At 70.2% G+C, this 17,306-nt stretch carries 15 protein-coding genes, 1 rRNA gene and 1 riboswitch; of the genes, 4 read left to right on the top strand and 12 right to left on the bottom strand.

All coding sequences use genetic code 11. The features are described from left to right. Positions 1 to 44 precede the first annotated feature (44 nt). The 3 genes from ACZ4YY_RS28420 to ACZ4YY_RS28410 all read left to right on the top strand — a co-directional run bounded on the left by ACZ4YY_RS28420 (position 45) and on the right by ACZ4YY_RS28410 (position 3,102). Positions 45 to 1,997, top strand: a complete 1,953-nt coding sequence (locus ACZ4YY_RS28420; protein WP_468296298.1) for an APC family permease — start codon at positions 45 to 47, stop codon at positions 1,995 to 1,997. A 185-nt stretch (positions 1,998 to 2,182) separates the two neighbouring features. After that, on the top strand, positions 2,183 to 2,578 hold the full coding sequence (locus tag ACZ4YY_RS28415; RefSeq protein WP_468296295.1) for a TOBE domain-containing protein: 396 nt from the start codon (positions 2,183 to 2,185) through the stop codon (positions 2,576 to 2,578). Between the two features lie 104 nt (positions 2,579 to 2,682). Further along, positions 2,683 to 3,102, top strand: coding sequence for a TOBE domain-containing protein (locus ACZ4YY_RS28410; protein ID WP_468296292.1), 420 nt, complete (start codon positions 2,683 to 2,685; stop codon positions 3,100 to 3,102). A gap of 54 nt (positions 3,103 to 3,156) precedes the next feature. Here the strand turns inward: ACZ4YY_RS28410 and gcvP are convergent, their stop codons facing one another. After that, positions 3,157 to 6,042, bottom strand: a complete 2,886-nt coding sequence (gene gcvP / locus ACZ4YY_RS28405; RefSeq protein ID WP_468296289.1) for an aminomethyl-transferring glycine dehydrogenase — start codon at positions 6,040 to 6,042, stop codon at positions 3,157 to 3,159. A 176-nt stretch (positions 6,043 to 6,218) separates the two neighbouring features. Further along, positions 6,219 to 6,314: riboswitch (glycine riboswitch) on the bottom strand. A gap of 113 nt (positions 6,315 to 6,427) precedes the next feature. Here gcvP and ACZ4YY_RS28400 point away from each other — a divergent pair. Next, positions 6,428 to 6,799 (top strand): PRC-barrel domain-containing protein, encoded by a 372-nt coding sequence (locus tag ACZ4YY_RS28400; RefSeq protein WP_468296286.1) that lies wholly within the window; start codon positions 6,428 to 6,430, stop codon positions 6,797 to 6,799. Positions 6,800 to 6,961: 162 nt separating this feature from the next. Here the strand turns inward: ACZ4YY_RS28400 and ACZ4YY_RS28395 are convergent, their stop codons facing one another. From ACZ4YY_RS28395 to rrf, 11 genes are all read right to left on the bottom strand, one after another. Then, positions 6,962 to 8,383 (bottom strand): DNA polymerase IV, encoded by a 1,422-nt coding sequence (locus tag ACZ4YY_RS28395; protein ID WP_468296283.1) that lies wholly within the window; start codon positions 8,381 to 8,383, stop codon positions 6,962 to 6,964. Positions 8,384 to 8,475: 92 nt separating this feature from the next. Continuing rightward, on the bottom strand, positions 8,476 to 9,159 hold the full coding sequence (locus ACZ4YY_RS28390) for a MerR family transcriptional regulator (RefSeq protein WP_468296279.1): 684 nt from the start codon (positions 9,157 to 9,159) through the stop codon (positions 8,476 to 8,478). A gap of 247 nt (positions 9,160 to 9,406) precedes the next feature. Next, positions 9,407 to 9,880, bottom strand: coding sequence for a bifunctional nuclease family protein (locus ACZ4YY_RS28385; protein ID WP_004934251.1), 474 nt, complete (start codon positions 9,878 to 9,880; stop codon positions 9,407 to 9,409). An 86-nt stretch (positions 9,881 to 9,966) separates the two neighbouring features. After that, the gene (gene ftsR / locus ACZ4YY_RS28380; protein WP_468296276.1) at positions 9,967 to 10,704 is read right to left on the bottom strand and encodes a transcriptional regulator FtsR; all 738 of its coding nucleotides are present in this window, start codon (positions 10,702 to 10,704) and stop codon (positions 9,967 to 9,969) included. A 40-nt stretch (positions 10,705 to 10,744) separates the two neighbouring features. After that, positions 10,745 to 11,629: an FHA domain-containing protein gene (locus ACZ4YY_RS28375; protein WP_468296709.1), complete on the bottom strand. Its 885-nt coding sequence runs from the start codon at positions 11,627 to 11,629 to the stop codon at positions 10,745 to 10,747. 82 nt (positions 11,630 to 11,711) lie between these two features. After that, the gene (locus ACZ4YY_RS28370; RefSeq protein ID WP_468296272.1) at positions 11,712 to 12,545 is read right to left on the bottom strand and encodes a DUF881 domain-containing protein; all 834 of its coding nucleotides are present in this window, start codon (positions 12,543 to 12,545) and stop codon (positions 11,712 to 11,714) included. 5 nt (positions 12,546 to 12,550) lie between these two features. Continuing rightward, positions 12,551 to 12,883 (bottom strand): small basic family protein, encoded by a 333-nt coding sequence (locus ACZ4YY_RS28365; protein ID WP_468296269.1) that lies wholly within the window; start codon positions 12,881 to 12,883, stop codon positions 12,551 to 12,553. Beyond that, complete coding sequence (locus ACZ4YY_RS28360; protein WP_468296265.1) at positions 12,880 to 13,785, bottom strand: DUF881 domain-containing protein; 906 nt, start codon at positions 13,783 to 13,785, stop codon at positions 12,880 to 12,882. The genes ACZ4YY_RS28365 and ACZ4YY_RS28360 overlap by 4 nt, the downstream gene beginning before the upstream one ends. Positions 13,786 to 13,883: 98 nt before the next feature. Further along, on the bottom strand, positions 13,884 to 16,379 hold the full coding sequence (locus ACZ4YY_RS28355; RefSeq protein WP_468296263.1) for a sugar phosphate nucleotidyltransferase: 2,496 nt from the start codon (positions 16,377 to 16,379) through the stop codon (positions 13,884 to 13,886). A gap of 116 nt (positions 16,380 to 16,495) precedes the next feature. Further along, on the bottom strand, positions 16,496 to 17,104 hold the full coding sequence (locus tag ACZ4YY_RS28350) for a CDP-alcohol phosphatidyltransferase family protein (RefSeq protein WP_468296261.1): 609 nt from the start codon (positions 17,102 to 17,104) through the stop codon (positions 16,496 to 16,498). 107 nt (positions 17,105 to 17,211) lie between these two features. Next, positions 17,212 to 17,306: ribosomal RNA gene (gene rrf / locus ACZ4YY_RS28345) — 5S ribosomal RNA — on the bottom strand; the annotation flags it as partial.

Raw genomic sequence — 17,306 nt, 5'->3', positions numbered from 1 at the left:
TGGCCGGATTACCGCACGCTGAGCCGTTGATCAGGAGCACGCCGATGGCCACCACCGAACACCCCCCAGCCAGTCGTCTGCGCGCCTGGATGCTGGAGGGCCTGTCCGACATGGGCAGGGACGGCGGACTCAAGGGACCACACGCCCGACCGGAGTCACCGCACAAGGGCCAGCGCTGGTACCGGGTCATGTGTCTGACCGGCGTCGACTACTTCTCCACCCTCGGCTACCAGCCGGGCATCGCGGCCCTCGCCGCCGGACTGCTCTCCCCGATCGCCACGATCGTGCTGGTGATCGTCACCCTGGCCGGTGCCCTGCCCGTCTACCGGCGCGTGGCCGAGGAGAGTCCCCACGGCGAGGGCTCGATCGCGATGCTGGAGCGCCTGCTGTCGTTCTGGCAGGGCAAGCTGTTCGTCCTGACCCTCCTCGGCTTCGCCGCCACCGACTTCCTGATCACCATCACCCTCTCCGCGGCGGACGCCTCCACCCACCTGGTCGAGAACCCCCACCTGACCGCCGCCCTGCACGGCCGCCAACTGCTGATCACCCTCGTCCTGGTGGCTCTGCTCGGCGCGGTCTTCCTCAAGGGCTTCCTGGAGGCCGTCGGCGTCGCCGTCGCCCTGGTGGGCGTCTACCTGGCGCTGAACGCCGTCGTCGTCGTGGTCGGCCTGTGGCACGTGATCACCGCGGGCCACGTCGTCACCGACTGGTCGAACGCCCTGACCGCCGAGCACGGCAACGTCTTCGTCATGATCGGCGTCGCGCTGCTCGTCTTCCCGAAGCTCGCCCTCGGCCTCTCCGGCTTCGAGACCGGCGTCGCCGTCATGCCTCACGTCGAGGGCGACCCCGACGACACCGAGGCGAGGCCGACCGGCCGTGTCCGCGACACCAGGAAGCTGCTCACCACGGCCGCCCTGATCATGAGCGGCTTCCTGATCGCCACCAGCTTCATCACCACCCTCCTCATCCCGGAGAAGGAGTTCGAGGCGGGCGGTGAGGCCAACGGCCGTGCCCTGGCGTACCTGGCCCACGCCTACCTGGGCAACGCCTTCGGCACGGTCTACGACGCCTCCACGATCGCCATCCTGTGGTTCGCGGGCGCCTCCGCCATGGCCGGCCTGCTCAACCTGATGCCCCGCTACCTGCCCCGGTACGGCATGGCCCCGCACTGGGCCCGGGCCGTGCGCCCGATGGTCATCGTCTTCACCCTGATCGCCTTCCTGGTCACCTGGCTCTTCGACGCGGACGTCAACGCCCAGGGAGGTGCCTACGCCACCGGTGTCCTCGTCCTGATCAGCTCCGCCGCCATCGCCGTGACCATCGCCGCCCGCAAGGCCGGGCAGCGGGGCTGGACCATCGCCTTCGCCGTGATCTCCGCGGTGTTCCTCTACACGACGGTCGCGAACGTCATCGAGCGTCCCGACGGCGTCAAGATCGGCGCCTGCTTCATCGCGGGCATCATCCTCGTCTCCCTCCTGTCCCGCCTGGCCCGCGCCTTCGAACTGCGGGTGACGAGCGTGACGCTCGACCCCATGGCGGAACGGTTCATCCGGGACATGGCCAGCCGGAAGATCCGCTTCATCGCCAACGAGCCCGACCGGCGCGACACCGCCGAGTACCGCGACAAGATCGAACAGATACGGCAGGACAACGACATCCCCGGCGAGGACTTCGTCTTCGTCGAGGTCACGGTCCTCGACCCGTCCGAGTTCGAGGCGGGCCTCACCGTGCGCGGCGAGGTACTCCACGACCGCTACCGCGTCCTGACGCTGGAGTCCTCCTCCATCCCCAACGCCCTGGCGGCCCTGCTCCTCCACGTCCGCGACACCACGGGCCGCACACCGCACATCTACTTCGAGTGGACCGAGGGCAACCCGTTCGCGAACTTCCTGCGCTTCTTCCTCTTCGGGCAGGGCGAGGTCGCCCCGGTCACCCGCGAGGTCCTGCGGGAGGCCGAACCGGACCGCGACCGCCGCCCCCGCGTCCACACGGGCTGACCGGCCACCGGCAGCACGCCGTCCTGCCCGGCGAGGGCGTCGGCGAGGATCGTCCCGCCCGCGCCGGACCGCGCCGAGCAGCGAACGACCGTGCGGACCGGCGACGCGATCTCCCAGTCCGTGCGGGAGGCCTCCGACCTGCCCGGACGGCACACGGGGGCCCGCGTGGCCCTATCGTGACCGGCATGCAGTCCTACACCATCGGCCAGGCCGCGCGGCTGCTCGGCGTGAGCCCGGACACCGCGCGCCGCTGGGCGGACGCGGGCCGGGTGGCCACCCACCGCGACGACACCGGACGACGCCTCATCGACGGCAGGGACCTCGCCGCGTTCTCCGTCGAACTCGCCGGGTCCGGCGGCGCCGAGGAGGGCCCGCCCCACACCTCGGTCCGCAACGCCTTCCCCGGCATCGTCACCGCGATCAAGCTCGGCGACGTCGCCGCCCAGGTGGAGATCCAGGCCGGCCCGCACCGCCTCGTCTCCCTGCTGACCCGGGAGGCCGTCGAGGAGCTGGGCCTCGAGGTGGGGATGGAGGCGACGGCCCGTGTGAAGTCGACGAACGTGCACATCGACCGCGCCTGATCCCTGCGCCGGCCCATCCTCCTCCCCCGGTGGGGCGACGGCCGAGGCGGTGCGGACCGTCACCTGCCCGGACCGGACGGCCCCGAGCACTACGGTGGGTCGCCATGACCCTGAGCATCCGCAACCAGTTGCACGGCACCGTCACCGCCGTCACCACCGGCGAGGCCATGGCCACCGTCACGATCCGGCTGACCGGCGGGCAGGACCTCACCGCGGCGATCACCCGGGAGGCGGCCGACGACCTCGCCCTGGCCGCGGGCTCCGCCGTCCGCGCCCTGGTGAAGTCGACGGAGGTCTCCCTCGCCACAGCCCGCGTCGAGGGTCTCTCCGTACGCAACCAGCTTCCGGGCACGGTCACCGAGGTCAGGACGGGCGGCGCCATGGCCGCCGTCAAGGTGTCCGTCCAGGACGCGGAACTGACCACCGTGATCACCGCGGACGCCGTCACCGACCTCGCCCTCGCACCCGGCTCCGCCGTCGTCGCCCTGATCAAGTCGACCGACGTCGCACTCGCCACGCCGTGACACGCCGAGGGGCTCCCGGCCCTGACCCGGCCGGGAGCCCCTCACACGCTTCGCTCAGTCCTCGTACGCGTCCAGCGGCGGGCACGAGCAGACCAGGTTGCGGTCGCCGAAGGCCTGGTCGATGCGGCGCACCGGCGGCCAGTACTTGTCGGCGGCGGACACCCCGGCCGGGAAGACGGCCTCCTCGCGCGTGTACGCGTGCTCCCACGCGCCACCGAGCGCGGCGGCGGTGTGCGGGGCGTGGCGCAGCGGGTTGTCCTCGGCGGGCCACTCCCCGGCGCCGACCTTCTCGATCTCCGCACGGATCGCGATCATCGCCTCGCAGAACCGGTCGAGCTCGGTCAGGTCCTCGGACTCGGTCGGTTCGATCATCAGCGTCCCGGCCACCGGGAACGACATCGTCGGCGCGTGGAACCCGTAGTCGATGAGCCGCTTGGCGACGTCGTCGACGGTGACGCCGGTCGCCTTGGTCAGCGGACGCAGGTCGATGATGCACTCGTGCGCGACCAGACCACCGGGACCGGTGTACAGCACCGGGTAGTGCGGCTCGAGGCGCTTGGCGACGTAGTTGGCACTGAGCACCGCCACCTGCGTGGCCCGCTTCAGCCCCTCACCGCCCATGAGACGCACGTAGGCCCAGGAGATCGGCAGGATGCCCGCCGAGCCCCACGGCGCCGCGGAGATCGGCCCCACACCGGTCTCCGGCCCGGCGGCCGGCTGCAACGGGTGGTTCGGAAGGTACGGCGCCAGGTGCGAGCGCACGGCCACCGGACCGACGCCGGGACCGCCGCCGCCGTGCGGGATGCAGAACGTCTTGTGCAGGTTCAGGTGGGAGACGTCGCCGCCGAAGTGCCCCGGCTTGGCGAGCCCGACCAGCGCGTTGAGGTTTGCGCCGTCGACGTAGACCTGCCCGCCGGCCTCGTGCACCTGCGCGCAGATGTCGGCGACGTGTTCCTCGAACACCCCGTGCGTCGACGGGTAGGTGATCATCAGCACCGACAGCTCGTCCCGGTGCTTGTCGATCTTCGCCCGCAGGTCCTCGACGTCGATCTCGCCGTCCTCGGCGGTGTTCACCACGACGACCCTCATACCGGCCATGACGGCGCTGGCGGCGTTGGTCCCGTGCGCGGACGACGGGATCAGACACACCGTGCGCTGCTCGTCCCCGTTGGCCCGGTGGTATCCGCGGACCGCCAGCAGCCCGGCCAGCTCGCCCTGCGACCCGGCGTTGGGCTGGAGGGACACCGTGTCGTACCCGGTGACCTCGGCGAGGCGTTCCTCCAGCTCGCGGATGAGCGTGAGGTAGCCCTGCGCCTGCTCGGCGGGCGCGAAGGGGTGCAGCTGCCCGAACTCGGGCCAGGTGACCGGCTCCATCTCGGTGGTCGCGTTGAGCTTCATGGTGCAGGAGCCCAGCGGGATCATGCCGCGGTCCAGCGCGTAGTCACGGTCGGCGAGCCGACGCAGGTAGCGCAGCATCGCGGTCTCGGAGCGGTGCTGGTGGAAGACGGGGTGGGCGAGGATGTCGTCGGTGCGCAGCAGCCCGTCCGGCAGCGTGTCCTCGGCGACCGCGTCCAGCGCCTCGACGTCCCCGTCGACCCCGAAGGCGCCCCAGACGGCGGCGACCTGGGCGCGCCCGGTGGTCTCGTCGCAGGCGATCGACACATGGTCGGCGTCGACGAGGTGCAGGTTGACGCCGTTGCCGCGCGCCGCGGCCACGACGTCGGCGGCCCTGCCGGGCACGCGAACGGTCAGCGTGTCGAAGAAGGAGCCGGTGACGACCTCGGCTCCCCCGGCCGTGAGCCCCGCCGCGAGGACGGTCGCGTACCGGTGGGTGCGCCGGGCGATCGTCCGCAGCCCCTCGGGCCCGTGGTAGACGGCGTACATGCCGGCCATGACGGCGAGCAGCACCTGCGCCGTGCAGATGTTGCTGGTCGCCTTCTCCCGCCGGATGTGCTGCTCCCGCGTCTGGAGCGCGAGCCGGTAGGCCTTGTTGCCGTCGGCGTCCACGGACACGCCGACCAGCCGCCCGGGCAGGCTGCGCGCGAACTTCTCGTGGACGGCCATGTAGCCGGCGTGCGGTCCGCCGAAGCCCATCGGCACACCGAACCGCTGGGTCGTCCCGACGGCGATGTCCGCCCCGAGCTCACCGGGCGACTTCAGCAGCGTCAGCGCCAGCAGATCGGCGGCGACGGTCACCAGCGCCCCCAGCGCGTGCGCCTGCTCGACGACCGGCCGTATGTCGCGGACGGCACCGGAGGCGCCCGGGTACTGGATCAGCACGCCGTTGATCTCCCGCGCGGCGATCTCGGCCGGGATGCCCTCGCTGAGGTCGGCGACGACCACCTCGACACCGGTCGGCTCGGCACGGGTCCCGATCACGGCGATCGTCTGCGGCAGCACGTCCGCGTCGATCAGGAAGAGACCCTTCTTGTTCTTCCCCATGCGCCGGGACAGCGCCATCGCCTCGGCGGCGGCCGTGCCCTCGTCGAGCAGCGAGGCACCGGAGGTCGGCAGCCCGGTGAGGTCGGCGACCATCGTCTGGAAGTTCAGCAGCGCCTCGAGCCGCCCCTGGGAGATCTCCGGCTGGTACGGCGTGTAGGCCGTGTACCAGGCGGGGTTCTCCATGACGTTGCGCAGGATGACGGGCGGGGTGAACGTCCCGTAGTAGCCGAGGCCGATCATCGAGTCGAGCACCTGGTTGCCGTCGGCCAGCGCCCGCAGCTCGGCCAGCACCGCGGCCTCGGTCCGCGCGCCCGGCAGGTCCAGCGCGTCGGCGTTCTTGATCACGTCCGGGACCGCGGCGGCGGTCAGCTCGTCCAGCGAGCCGTACCCGACCTGCGCGAGCATCTTGGCCCGCGCCTCCTGGTCGGGCCCGATGTGGCGCTGCTCGAACGGGATTCCCTGCTCGAGCTCGGAGAGCGGAATGCGATGGGCGGTCATTTGCGGAGGCCTCCTGGTCTGACACGACCTTCGAGGGGCACCACGGCGCGGGTACCCGGACGGCCTCCCCCTCTGTCATCTCAACCTGAGAGCTTCACCGGCCGCCCACGGGCGCCCGGCTTTCACCGTCGGTGAGAGCGGAAGCCGTCGACACCCGCCCTGCTTTCCAGAGTGACCTCGTCCGTGCGGTACGTGAGCCTGAGAGATTCCGGGGAGGATTTGCTCCTTCGGCGCCTCCGGAGATCTCCGGAGGACTCTCCCGCACGGGGTCAGCAGCCTTTGCCAGACTACCAGCGAGGTCAATGATGCCGACTTCGAGTGGCCGCTCGTCCCGATGTGCTCTTTTGTAGTGCTTACGGATGATGTGCGACCACCTGGAGGGCACGTGCAGACCGAGATCGACCCGCGCAACCTGATCGGCCGCAAGGCGTTCGACCGCAACGGCACCAAGATCGGCACGATCGACGAGGTCTACCTCGACGACGCGACCGGGGTACCGGAGTGGGCGGCCATACGGACCGGTCTGTTCTCGCGGGACGCCTTCGTCCCTCTGGAGCCCAGCGAGCTGGTGGAGGGCACCCTGCGCGTCCCCTTCGACCGGGCCCTGATCAAGGACGCCCCGGACTTCGGGGTGGGCCGGCACCTCTCCCCGGAGCAGGAACTCCAGCTCTACCACCACTACGGCCTCGACGTGTCCTCTCCTCCGTCGGTCCCGGACCACGACTTCGGCAGGCTGGCCGGCACCGACGAGAGCTGAGCCGACACCGACACCGGCACCGGCCCCGCGCGCCCCGGCCGGCACAGAACCGCACGAGCCGCACCCCCACACCGTCCGCACGCCCTTCGGCCCGACGGGTGAACCGCCCGGCCCTCCCCTCCCTCCCCACCGCTTCGCGGCCCCCCAGACCCCGCCACCGGCTCACCTCGCCCCCGCCGGCCCCCTTCGCCCCTCACCCGCCGACACCCCGTCGGCCGCGCTCGACACCCCCTGTGCGGGTTCCTCCCCCTCTCCCCGCCGCACCAACGGCAACGGTTCCGCCGGCTCCAGATCCGGGTCGTCGACGCGGAAGGTCCGCACTCTGCCCGGCTCGGAGTCGGGCGTCTCGAACCGCACGGTCACCCGGCCCAGCCCGCTGCCCTGCACCCACCCGTGCCCCAGCTCGGCATGCCGCACGTCGTGCCCCGGACGCCACCGCTGCTCGGCCGGTACCGGCTCCTCGGGAGCCCGCTCCTGCACAACCTCCTCCTCGGGCCCCTCCGCCCGTTCCTCGGCCGCCTGCGCGAACAGGTCCTCCTGCGTGAAGTCCGCCAGACCGCTGACCCCCACACCGAGCAACCGCACCCCGCCCGTCGTGTCCACGGAGTCCAGCAGCCGCGCCGCCGCCTCCCGCACCACCGCCGGATCGTCCGTCGGCCCGCGCAGCGTCTCGGACCGGGTCAGCGTCGAGAAGTCGTAGCGCCGCACCTTCAGCACGATGGTCCGCCCCGACAGCCCCGCCCCCCGCAGCCTGCGCACACACCGATCCGCCAGCCGCTGCACCTCCAGCTCCACCCGCACCCGGTCATGGATGTCCACGTCGTACGTGTCCTCGACCGACACCGACTTGGCCTCCCGCTCCGCGACCACGGGCCGGTCGTCGCGGGCCAGCGCCATGGCGTACAGCGCGTGTCCGTGCGCCTTGCCCAGCAGCCGGACGAGCTCGTCCTCACCGGCCTCGGCGAGTTCGTCGACCGTGGTGATGCCCACCCGTCTCAGATGGTCGCCGGTCGCCGGACCGACCCCGGGCAGGGTCCGCACCGGCATCGGCCCCAGGAGCGCCCGCTCGGTCCCCGGCTCGATCAACACCAGCCCGTCCGGCTTGGCCTGCTCGGAGGCGATCTTCGCGAGCATCTTCGAGGCGGCCAGCCCCACCGACCCGGTGAGCCCGGTGACGGCCCGGATGTCCGCGCGCAGCCGCGAGCCGGCCAGCCGCGCCGACGCGCTGTCCCAGGCCGCGCCCCCGGCCTCCAGGTCCACGAAGGCCTCGTCCAGGCTCAGCGGCTCCACCAACGGCGACAGCGCCCGCAGCAGCCCCATGACCTGATCGCTGATCGACCGGTAGAACCCGCCGCGCGGGACGAGGTAGGCGGCGTTCGGCGCCAGCCGGCGCGCCTGGGCCATCGGCATCGCCGAGTGCACCCCGAAGACCCTCGCCTCGTACGAGGCGGTCGCCACCACGCCCCGGGGCCCCAGGCCGCCCACGACCACCGCTTTCCCGCGCAGACTCGGCTTGGACGCCTGCTCCGCCTGGGCGAAGAAGGCATCCATGTCGAGATGCAGGATCGTGGGCGCGTTTCTCACATCTCCGATGCTGCACCACGCCACTGACAATGACGTCACACAGCCCACCCGCCGCCCGGCGGACCCTCACCCCGCCCCGGGCGGGGCCGGCCTCAGACCGCCCGGTTGCGCCTTCGCGCCAGCTCGTCCGACGGGTTGTGGCCGACGAGCGTCTCGCCGGTGTCCACACGCTCCCCGTGCAACTGCGACAGCGCGCTCTCCACGTCCCGCCACACCACGCCGACCGCGATCCCGAAGATGCCCTGACCGCCCTGGAGCAGCGCGTGGACCTCGTCCGGCGAGGTGCACTCGTAGACCGTGGCGCCGTCGCTCATCAGCGTCATGCGCTCCAGGTCCCGGAACCCGCGCTCCCGCAGATGCTGGACGGCGGTGCGGATGTTCTGCAGTGACACGCCCGTGTCGAGGAACCGCTTGACGATCTTCAGGACGACGACGTCCCGGAAGCTGTACAGGCGTTGCGTGCCGGACCCGTACGCGGGCCGCACGCTCGGCTCGACGAGCCCGGTGCGCGCCCAGTAGTCCAACTGCCGGTAGGTGATGCCGGCGGCCGCACAGGCCGTCGGACCGCGGTAGCCGATCTGCTCGGAAGCCATGGACGTCGCCCCTCCGCTGCTGGGCACGGCCGCCGGTCGCTGGGGGACGTGATCGGCCGCGCCGCCGTGAGGGGGGTACCCCCCGCTCGAGCGGAGCCGAGAGCTCGGGGAAGGGTACGGACCGCTCACCCCGACACCGAGTCCGGGGGCGCCCCCAGCCGTACCGTCGCCGCTGCTTCCCACGCCGACCTCCGTCCTTGACCTGCCTTCTCGACGGTAGGCAGTCACCAGGGGTGCGTCAACGATCGCCACACTCGCCACGCCGAGTGATAATCACCCTAAGAGTGGTTTCCCGCACCCCACCGCGGGGAAAGGCTAGCCGAATGCCCTCAGCGGAGGCCGCAGGACGCTCTCACTCGCCGTTGGCAATTGCCTGCAAGGGGCGCGGTGGCGGCGGGCCGGGCCGGCCGGGAGCACAGTCCTTGCGCACCTACTGGTTGCTGGTCCCGAAGTCCTCCGGCGAGATCTGGTCGAGGAACTCGCGGAACTTCTCCACCTCGTCCTCCTGCTCGTCGGGAATGGCGATCCCCGCGTCGTCCAGCACGGTGTCGCTGCCGTAGATCGGCGTCCCGGTGCGCAGGGCCAGCGCTATGGCGTCGGACGGGCGGGCGCTGACCTCCACCCCGCTGGCGAAGACCAGCTCCGCGTAGAAGACGCCCTCACGCAGGTCCGTGATGCGCACTTCCGTGAGCTCCTGGCCGACGGCCTCCAGCACGTCCTTGAACAGGTCGTGGGTCAGCGGCCGCGCGGGGGCCATGCCCTGCTGGGCGAAGGCGATGGCCGTCGCCTCCCCCGGTCCGATCCAGATGGGGAGGTAGCGGTCGCCTCCCACTTCACGCAGCAGCACGATCGGTTGGTTGGAGGGCATCTCGACCCGGACACCTACGACATCGAGCTCGTTCACACAGCAACCCTAGGCCGTGCTCGGGACGTTTGGGTAGTCGGGCCGGGAACGGGTGACCGATCCGGCCGCCCGAGGCCACCGGCGCTTCAGGGCAGCCGCACCCCGAGCGCGGTCTGCACCAGCGCCGCGTGCAGCCGGACGGTGAGCCCGGCGAGCTCCTTCGTCCGGGCCTCGGCGTGGGCCCTGGTCTGCGGGTTGCGATGCCGTCTGAGCGGGGCGACCACCTGGTCCACCAGCCCGGCCTCACGATCGGCCGCGGCCTTCATCACCCGCAGGTGCCGGGGCTCGATCCCGAACCGCCCCAGCTCGGCGATCAACGAGGCGACCGTGGCCGCCTCGGCGTCGTAGACCCCGCCCTCCAGCGGCACGAGGAGTCCGTACGACTCCCACTCCTCGAGTTCCCGCTCCCCGATACCGGCCGCCGCCAGCAGCTCGGCCCGTCCGATCCGGGCTGCGGTGGGCACCTCGGACGGCTCCGGGATCGCCTCCCCGTCCCGCTGACGCCCCACCGTCGGCAGCGGCACGGCCTCGCCGCGCTCCATGGCGTCCAGGTGTTCCCGGATCACCTTGAGCGGCAGATAGTGGTCCCGCTGCATTCGCAGTACGTGGCCGAGACGCTCGACGTCACGGGCGCTGAACTTGCGGTACCCCGAGGGCGTCCGCTGCGGCTCGACGAGCCCCTCCGACTCCAGGAAACGGATCTTGGAGATGGTGACCTCGGGAAACTCGTCGCGCAGCACGTTCAGCACCGTGCCGATGCTCATCAGGCCACCGTCCGCGGCGGCGGTGCCGTGTCCGGCACCGCCCCTCGGTGTTCGAAGCATGGGCCTTCCCTGGGGGTCCCCCCGGACGGAGTCCGGAGGGTCAGTAGCCTCGCTGGCTCGCGTAGAAGACCAGCCGGTACTTGCCGATCTGCACCTCGTCACCGTTCGACAGGGGAACCTCGTCGATCCGCTCCCGGTTGACGTAGGTGCCGTTCAGACTGCCGACGTCCGCCACCGTGAACGAGCCGTCGGGACGACGCCGGAACTCCACGTGCCGACGCGAGACGGTCACGTCGTCCAGGAAGATGTCGCTCTGCGGGTGACGCCCGGCCGTGGTCAGGTCGCCGTCCAGCAGGAAGCGGCTACCCGAGTTGGGCCCCCGGCGCACGACCAGCAGCGCCGAACCGAGCGGCAGCGCGTCCACCGCGGCCTGCGCCTCGGGAGACAGCGACGGCAACTGCGTCTGACCGGTGGCCTCGGAGTCGTAGGCCTCGAGACCGGAGATCGAGATCGTGGAAGTCGTCTCCGACGCGCGCTCCGGCGTCACACCGGGGCGCAGCGGAGCACCGCAGTTGGAGCAGAAGCGGCTGTTCTCCGCGTTGCGGTTACCGCACCTCGTACACACCAGGGCCGACATAGGGGAAAACCCTCCACCCGTACTTGAGGTTGACGGTTGGCCGAAACCTATGCCGCCGGACTGGGCAGGGTCAACAGACGCCGCGCCCTGACCTCCGGAAATGTCCCCGCCCGGACCACCCACCTGGTCCCGGAACAGCGGCCGCTGACCCTCTGCATCGGGCTGTGCGCGATGACGGGCGGTCGCGTTGTCGCTGCCCTCTCGCGCGCTCTTGCCGAACAACTTCGCAAACAACTTCACGGGCGATTCCCCTTGACCGAAACAGACCCGCCCGTGGGGCAGGACGAACCCTGACTGAATACACCGGCCGACCCGGACACCTTCACAACGTCCGTATCCACCAGACAGTTTCCACCACGCACCACCCGATCGGTGCGCCGACCCCCCGCAACCTCATGCCCCTGCCGGATGACCCCCATGCACCGCCGGTTCACTGGGAGGACGACCGAGCGTAGTCAGGCTGCTTCGCCACTCGCAAGGCGTCCACGACGATCTTGGTCGATCGCTGGACGGTCACGGTGGCCTGCTCCTTCTCGAGAGTCTGCACCACGCCCCCCGGGATGTTCAGCGCCGGTTCCAGGTCCTCCGGCTTGCCGATGACCTTGAAACGATAGGGCGCGTTGATCTTGTTCCCGTCGACGCTCACGCGCCTGTCGGATTCCGTGAGATACGTCCCCGCGACGACCCGTACGCCGTTCACCTGGATCGCCTCCGCGCCGGCCGCGCGCAGCTCCTGGATCGCGTCGAGCAGCATGTCCGCCTCGACCGTCCCCTTCGTGTCGTCGATGGTCAACGTGATGCCGGGCCCCTCGGCCGCCACCGTGCCCGCCAGGACGCCGAGTTGCTTCTCCTTCTCGGCCGTCTGCCTGCGGGCCTCCTCGGCCTGGTCGGAGCTGTTCTCCAGCTCCTGCTGCTGCTTCTCGAGTCCCTGCTTCTCGTCCTCAAGACGCTGACTGCGGGCGTCGAGTTCATCGAGAATGCGCACAAGATCTTCCTGACGTGCCCCGCGCAGGGCGTTGCCACTGTCGCTGTTGGAGGCGACCTGCACGGCCAGACCGAAACCCAGCCCGAACAGCAGCAGAGCGACGATCAGTTGGGCACGGGTGACCCGCGGCGGCCACAGTCCCTTCACCAACCGCTGCCGCCCGGTCAGCGCCTCCTCGTCCCCCTCGGCGGACCCGGCGTCCGGCGCCTCGGCCACCGGCACCTCCTCGGGCAGCTCCCTGCGCAGCCGGTTGGCGGTCGTCTCGTCCTGGTTGCTCATCTGCCTCACGCCCGGAAGACGTGCCGGCGGATCGCCGCGGCGTTGGAGAAGATCCGGATGCCGAGGACGACCACGACACCCGTGGACAGCTGCGAGCCGACCCCCAACTCGTCCCCCAGGAACACGATCAGGGCCGCCACGACCACGTTCGACAGGAACGACACCACGAAGACCTTGTCGTCGAAGATCCCGTCGAGCATGGCGCGCAGCCCGCCGAAGACCGCGTCCAGCGCCGCCACGACGGCGATCGGCAGATACGGCACGACGGCCGCCGGAACCTCGGGCCGGACCAACAGGCCGGCCACGACTCCCACGACGAGGCCCAGTACGGCGATCACGATGCGTCCTTCTCAGTTCTCGGCTGTGCTGTACGTACGATCACACTCGGTGCGGCGGGCAGCCGCAGGTCGTCCTCCGCGGAGATGGCGGTGCGGATTCCGAAGTTCTCCTGCAGGGCGTGCAGGTACAGCCCGTCGGCGCTGTCCTGGAACCGGGTGCCGAGGTTCCTTCCGTCCCCCACCGCGAGCACGGTGTACGGCGGCACCAGCGGCCTGTTGTCGACCAGTATCGCGTCGCCGGCGGCCCTGATCGCCGACAGCGCCGTCAGCCGCTGCCCGTTGATGGAGACGGCCTCCGCACCCGAGGCCCACAGTCCGTTGACCACCCGCTGCAGGTCACGGTCCCGCACCCGCCCGGTGTCCGAGAACCCGGACGTCTCGCGCGGGTCGCCGTTGCCTCCCGTGGTGGCTTCCTTGGCGTCGTCCACGACCAGTTTCACGCCGGGCCCGCGCACCTCGACGGCGCCCGACAGGATCCCCATCAGCTCCGCCTGCTCACCGCCGCCGCTCGACTTGAGCGCCGCCCGCTGCCGGGCGCTCACGTCGTGGCGCAGCTCGTCCACGGCGCTTTCGAGCTTGTCCGCCGCCTCCGTCTCGCGGTCGATGCGGTCGATCAGCTCCTCGCGCTCCTTGGCGACGACCGGTGCCGCGACCCGCGCCTGCGCCGCCCCCACGGTCACGACGAGGGCCGCGAGGACCAGGCCGGCGGCGAGACCCAGCTTCGCCCGCAGCGTCCTGGGCAGCCCTCCAGCGCCGTCGGCCTTCTTGCGGGCGGCGGCTTCGGCGTAGCCGTCGTCGAGGCTGTGGTCCATGACGTTGGTGAGCAGCGACATGGACGCGTCCGGGCGCGACACGCGCGCGGGTGTGCTCCGAACGGGGGGCTGCTGCGGCATGCCGCACATCGTCGCATGTCGCGGCCACTACCTCCGAATGGCCCCACCGGCGTGCCGGACCGGCCCTGTCGAGGGCACGTGTCCGGCACGCGCGGGGGGGCGTGTTCTCAGCGGCCGGCGCTGTCCACGACCGACGCCCACTCGTCCAGGAGGGCCTGCGCGGAGGCGTCGTCGGGTCCCTCCGCCCACAGATGGGTGACCGCCTCGGCCGGGTCCGGCAGCACCATCACCCAGCGCCCGTCGGTCTCCACCACGCGCACGCCGTCGGTGGTGTCCACGAAGCGGTCTCCGGCCGCCTCGACGACCCGCCGCATCACCAGGCCCTTGACCGCCCAGGGGGTCGCCAGATCCCGCTTGAGGACGTGCGCCCGCGGAATGCGCGCGTCGATCTGGCTCAGCGTGAGCTGGGTGCGGGCAACCAGCCCGATCAGACGCACGAAGGCCGCCGTGCCGTCGAACACGCTGCTGAACTCCGGGACGATGAACCCGCCCTTGCCGTCACCGCCGAAGATGGTCGACTCGTCCCGCCCGACCCGGGTCAGGTCGTCGGGCGAGGTCGTCGTCCACTCGACCTGCGTCCCGTGGTACGCGGCCACCTGCTCGGCGATCCTCGTGGTGGTGACCGGCAGGGCCACCCGCCCGCTGCGCCGCTCGGCGGCGACCAGGTCGAGCATCACCAGCAGGGCCCGGTCGTCCTCGATGATCCGGCCCTTCTCGTCCACCAGGGACAGCCGCTCACCCACCGGGTCGAACCGCACACCGAACGCGGCCCGCGAGGACGCCACTATCTCCCCGAGCCGCACGAGTCCCCGGCGTCGCATGTCGGCCGTCTCGGTCGGCCTGGACTCGTCCAGACCGGGGTTGATCGTCAGCGAGTCCACCCCGAGCTTGCCGAGCAGGCTCGGCAGCACGAGCCCGGCGCTGCCGTTCGAGGCGTCCACCACGACCTTCAGGCCCGACTCGGAGATCCCGGTCGTGTCCACGTTGCGCAGCAGCGACCCCGTGTACGAGTCGAAGACGCTGGCGGGGAAGTGGAGGTCACCGATCTCGCCCGGGAACGCACGCCGGTACTCCTGGCGCGCGAACACCCGGTCCAGCTTGCGCTGACTGCCCTGCGACAGATCGGCGCCCTGGCCGTCGAAGAACATGATGTCGACGGAGTCCGGCACCCCGGGCGAGGTCCGGATCATGATCCCGCCGGCGCTCCCTCGCCCGGTCTGCTGCCGGGCCACGGGCAACGGCACGTTCTCCAGGTCCCGGACGTCGATGGCGCTGGCCTGGAGCGCCGAGATGACCGCCCGCTTCAGCGCGCGGGCACCCCGCGAGTGGTCTCGGGCCGTGGTGACCGTGGACCCCTTCTTGAGGGTGGTCGCGTAGGCGCCGGCGAGACGCACCGCCAGTTCGGGCGTGATCTCGACGTTCAGAATGCCGGACACACCCCGGGCACCGAAGAGATGCGCCTGCCCGCGGGACTCCCAGATCACCGAGGTGTTGACGAACGCGCCGGCCTCGATCGTCTTGAACGGGTAAACCCGCACATTGCCCTGCACGATCGATTCCTCACCGATCAGGCATTCGTCACCGATGACGGCGCCGTCCTCGATGCGGGCCGCCCGCATGATGTCGGTGTTCTTCCCCACGACGCAGCCGCGGAGATTGCTGTGCTGCCCCACGTACACGTTGTCGTGGACAACGGCCTTGTGCAGGAAGGCCCCGCTCTTCACGACCACGTTGGATCCGACGACGGTGTGCTCGCGGATTTCCGCTCCGGCTTCCACCTTCGCGTAGTCGCCGATGTAGAGCGGCCCGCGCAGAACGGCGTCGGGGTGTACTTCGGCGCCTTCGGCCACCCACACCCCGGGCGAGATCTCGAAACCGTCGAGCTCGACGTCGACCTTGCCCTCCAGGACATCGGCCTGGGCCTTCACATAGCTCTCGTGCGTGCCGACGTCCTCCCAGTAGCCCTCGGCGACGTAGCCGTAGATGGGCTTGCCTTCCTTCATCAGCTGTGGGAAGACGTCCCCGGACCAGTCGACGGGCACATCGGCCTCGACGTAGTCGAAGACCTCGGGCTCCATGACGTAGATACCGGTGTTCACCGTGTCGGAGAAGACCTGACCCCAGGTGGGCTTCTCCAGGAACCGCTCGACCTTGCCCTCTTCGTCGACGATCGTGATGCCGAATTCCAGGGGGTTGGGGACCCGAGTCAGGCAGACGGTGACCAGAGCGCCCTTTTCCTTGTGGAAGTCGATCAGCTCGGTGAGGTCGAAGTCGGTGAGCGCATCGCCGGAGATGACGAGGAAAGCGTCGTCCTTCAACGCCTCCTCAGCGTTCTTGACGCTTCCTGCGGTACCGAGTGGCTTCTCCTCGTTGGCATAGCTGAGCTCCATTCCGAGCTCTTCACCGTCACCGAAGTAGTTCTTGACCAGCGAGGCCAGAAACTGCACGGTGACAACGGTCTCGTTGAGCCCATGCCTTTTGAGCAGCCTCAGCACATGCTCCATGATCGGCCGGTTGGCCACCGGCAGGAGCGGCTTGGGCATGCTCGAGGTCATAGGACGAAGGCGCGTGCCTTCGCCTCCGGCCATCACGACGGCCTTCATGTCGGAAGCGTCCTCCTTGAAGAGACGAGGGTCTGGCCGACTTCACCCGTCCAGATTGTCCCGCACTTTGCCCCCGCGGGCCAACGAGCGACCGCTGTATCTGCCAAACGGTGGGTTCAGTCGGCCATGGCGTCCGCACGGACCAGGCGGCGGACTTGTACCACGTAGAGGACTCCTGCCCACCAGTAGAGGGTTGTACCCCATCCTGCGAACGCCCATCCGAAAATGGCAGCGAGTGACGCAAGCCATCCGTTTCCGTCACTGAGCAGGAGAAGGGGAAACGCGTACATGAGGTTGAAGGTGGCCGCCTTCCCGAGGAAGTTCACCTGGGGCGGCGGATAGCCGTGCCGCCTGAGGATGCCCACCATCACCAGCAGTACCAGCTCGCGCGCAAGAAGTGCAGCGGTCAACCACAGCGGCAGAATCTCCCGCCAGGTGAGGCCGACCAGAGTCGAGAGAATATAGAGCCGGTCGGCGGCCGGGTCGAGGAGCCGGCCGAGGCTGCTGATCTGGTTCCAGCGCCGCGCCAGTTTGCCGTCCAGATAGTCACTGATGCCGCTCAGGGCCAGCACCAGGAGCGCCCAGCCGTCGCTCTGCGGGCCCCCGAACTCAGGCCTGAGAATCAGCCACAGGAACAGCGGTACGCCGACGAGACGCGCCATGCTGAGGATGTTGGGGATGGTGAGGACCCGGTCGGTCTGAACACGGGTCTCCTGGACCTCCACCCGGGGGCCTCCGTAGAAAACGAGCCAACGATGCTCCCTGACCCTACCTCAACGCAAAAAAGCTCTGGCTCTTGGGCTGGTGCCCAAGAGCCAGAGCTCTAAAAGGAGTTCGGCGGCGTCCTACTCTCCCACAGGGTCCCCCCTGCAGTACCATCGGCGCTGTAAGGCTTAGCTTCCGGGTTCGGAATGTAACCGGGCGTTT

Source organism: Streptomyces sp. NPDC030143, from assembly GCF_055573695.1.
The sequence above is the reverse complement of the archived record's forward strand: the minus strand, read 5'-3'. Positions and strand labels throughout refer to the sequence as shown.